The following is a 2,727-nucleotide window of genomic DNA, read 5'->3' on the forward strand; positions in this document are numbered from 1 at the left end:
GGGCGGGGGCGGGCTGGATGCTCGCGCGGGACCTGGCGGCGATCACCCTGCTCGACGTCTACCAGGCGATCGAACCGGGACCGGTCTTCGCCCTGCATCGCGCGACACCGGACCCCGAGTGCGTCGTGGGCCACGGCATCGGACCGGCGATGACCGCCGTGTACGACGGCGTGGAGGCGGCCCTGCGCGGAGAGCTGGCCAAGACCACGCTGGAGGACGTACTGCGGGACGTCTTGAACGCCGCCTGACCCGGGACCGTCGGCTCCCCCTGGGCAAGGGGGGTCGCATCCCCCACTCAACGATGTAACCAAAATTGTTACATCAGGAGATCGGAGAGTTCCGTGTGACAGCTGGACACCAGGGCCGCTTCACACGGCTGCTGACCGAATCCGGGTTCGCGCCGGTCGATCTCGGCACGCTGCGCGAAGGCGGGGCGCTCATGCCGCTCGGCGGAGCGCTGAACGGCAAACACTTCCTGTTCCAGTGCTGAGGCCCGACCGGCACGCCTCATACGAACGAAAAGACGAAGGACAAGGACGATGACAACAGACACACAGGCCTCGCGGACCGTGGCCGAGAAGTTCGTGGAGCGCCTCGGCAGGCAGGACCCCGACGGCATCCAGGAACTCTTCGCCGAGGAGATCGACTGGCACGTCCCCGGCAGTGACACGTTCTCCTGGGCCGGGCGCCGTACCCGCCGGGAGGAGGTCGCGCCGTACTTCACCACGATGTGGCCGCACTTCGTGCACGGTAAGAGCGAGGTCGTGCTGGAGCGCGTCATCGTCGACGGTGGCGACGTCGTACTGCTGGCGGTTTGGACGCACACCGTCGCGGCCACTGGGAAGGAGTTCACCACACCGGCGGCCATACACCTGAGGGTCGAGGACAACCGGATCGTCCGCATGCACCTGTACGAGGACACGCTGACTGTCGAGAAGGCGTTCAACGCCGACTGAGCGGAGAGCACTCAGGGGCCTGATGGCCCACCGCCGCCATGGCAGTCAGGGCCCCATGACGGCGGTGGGCGGTGCCTGAGCCGGGAGTTGGCGTTGCGCATGGTCCTCCGCGTGCGCGGAGCTTGGCCCCCCGGGTCCTGGCCCGATCGAAGGCCGTGAGCGCGAGGTCCGCGTTTCCGGCCAGCGCCTCACGGCGCCCCGGCTCCAGCGGTCCCTCCACGTCACCGGACCCGAACGGGGCGCCCCTTGCCAGCGTTGAGCTCCTCGAAGGAGACGCGCTCGGCGTGGACGAGCGAGGCGAAGGAGCGGTGCCGGTCGCCCAGACCGGGGTACCAGCTCGCCCAGATGTAGGCCGCCCACTCCCCGTCCGGGGAGACATCGCCCGCGTCCAGGAACCAGAACTGGGCGTCGGTGTCGTAGGCCACACACATCAGCGGGCCGACCAGCCCCTCGTCCTCGTCCTCCAGGTCCTCCTCGTCCAGACCGATCATGTTCGCAAGGCTGTCCCACTCCAGTTCGGCGGTGGAGCTCATCCCGTAGACGAACGCCCCCATCCTCCCCCAGCCGTCGGACGCGGCGAGGAAGGAGCGGTAGCTCGGCGGCAGCCGACGGCCCAGGCGCTCCTCCACAGCCGCGATCCGCTCCTCCGGGGCGCCCTCGTTGCCGAACCAGGACGAGGTCCGCTCCTCCCCACCCACCTCCTCCCCTTCGGCCTCGGCGACGCGCAGCATGTCGGCGCTGTACTCGGTGAGGTAGGTCCGCCACTCCTCGACGGTCACCGGCAGCGCGGGCGCGTCCCCGCCCTCCGGGGCGACCGCCAGGCCCATGAACGTTTCCGGACCGCTCCGCGCCGTGTGGCGCAGCCCGTGGAAGGCCTCGTAGGCGCGGTCCTCGGCGAAGAAACGCACCCGGTTGAGCTGGGTCTGGTCCGCACCCGCGTTGCGGGTGACCTCCAGCCGCAGGTACCGCCAGGGCGTGTCCGCGCCGGGGCCGGTGACGGTGAAGTCGCGCGCCAGACGGCGGGCGGGGAAGGACTCACCGGACCGGGCGTCGAGGAGGGTCCACTCCCGCCCGTCCGAAGACCCCAGCAGGGACCAGTCCGCGGGGTCGCGGTCGGGGGAGTCGCCAGCGGAGTCCAGCACGTAGTGCCGGACGGTGACGGGTTCGGACATGGTGAAGTCCAGCCGGTCGGCGCGACGCCGTGACCGCCACTTCGTGGCGGCGAAGTCGAGCAGGTTGAGGGCCACATCGCCCACCTCGGTGTACTCGTCTCCCGCCCGCACCGAGCACACCATGCGTGTGAGGCCCTCCGCGCCGAGGCTCTGGGTCGGGTCCAGTTCGACGGCGCGCAGCAGCACCGTGCCTCCTCCGCCCTCGCGGTCGGCCCAGTCGACCCGCGCGAGCGGGGGCCCTCCGTCCTCGACGAGCAGGCGTAGCTCCCGGTCGCCGCCCTGGATCCGGAACCGGTGGCCGGGACGTTCGGGGGGTTCGTCCAGACGGGTCCCCCGCCACTCGTACTGGACTCCGTCGAGGGTGACGCGTGTACCGGTGAACGCGTCCATACGGGGGTCGAACACGGCCACGGCCTCGCCGCCCTCGCAGTCGCGCCAGCCGATCCGGGCCGGTGCGACCGGCTCCCCCGGTTCGATGAGGACGCTGAGCCGGGGGGTTCGCGTCCACTCCCGAGCGCCGACGCGTCGGCGCTCGGTGGAGAAGGCCAGAGGGGTCGTGTGTTCGGTCATCGGGTTCCCAGCGGTGAGGGGGTGGGGGC

At 70.7% G+C, this 2,727-nt stretch carries 4 protein-coding genes; 3 read left to right on the forward strand and 1 reads right to left on the reverse strand.

Features of this window, described 5'->3' with window-relative positions; all coding sequences use genetic code 11:
* The 3 genes from DQW06_RS24245 to DQW06_RS24255 all read left to right on the forward strand — a co-directional run.
* Window positions 1-248: Rrf2 family transcriptional regulator (locus tag DQW06_RS24245; protein ID WP_232833140.1), on the forward strand; the 248-nt coding region annotated here is incomplete at its 5' end.
* A gap of 95 nt (window positions 249-343) precedes the next feature.
* A complete protein-coding gene (locus DQW06_RS24250) occupies window positions 344-490 on the forward strand; it encodes a hypothetical protein (RefSeq protein ID WP_198048799.1) in 147 nt (48 codons plus the stop codon).
* 49 nt (window positions 491-539) lie between these two features.
* Complete coding sequence (locus DQW06_RS24255) at window positions 540-956, forward strand: nuclear transport factor 2 family protein (RefSeq protein ID WP_013153674.1); 417 nt, start codon at window positions 540-542, stop codon at window positions 954-956.
* A gap of 221 nt (window positions 957-1,177) precedes the next feature.
* On the opposite strand, the gene DQW06_RS24260 is transcribed toward DQW06_RS24255, so the two are convergent.
* Window positions 1,178-2,727, reverse strand: a 1,550-nt coding sequence (locus DQW06_RS24260; RefSeq protein ID WP_232833141.1) for an SMI1/KNR4 family protein, incomplete at its 5' end; no start/stop codon positions are given.

Origin of the sequence: Nocardiopsis sp. TNDT3, assembly GCF_003427465.1 — a bacterium.
GTDB lineage: Bacteria > Actinomycetota > Actinomycetes > Streptosporangiales > Streptosporangiaceae > Nocardiopsis > Nocardiopsis dassonvillei.

Bases quoted from the DNA above. Each gene is read 5' to 3' on its own strand.
- DQW06_RS24255 (WP_013153674.1), top strand. From the start codon at position 540: ATGACAACAGACACACAGGCCTCGCGGACCGTGGCCGAGAAGTTCGTG.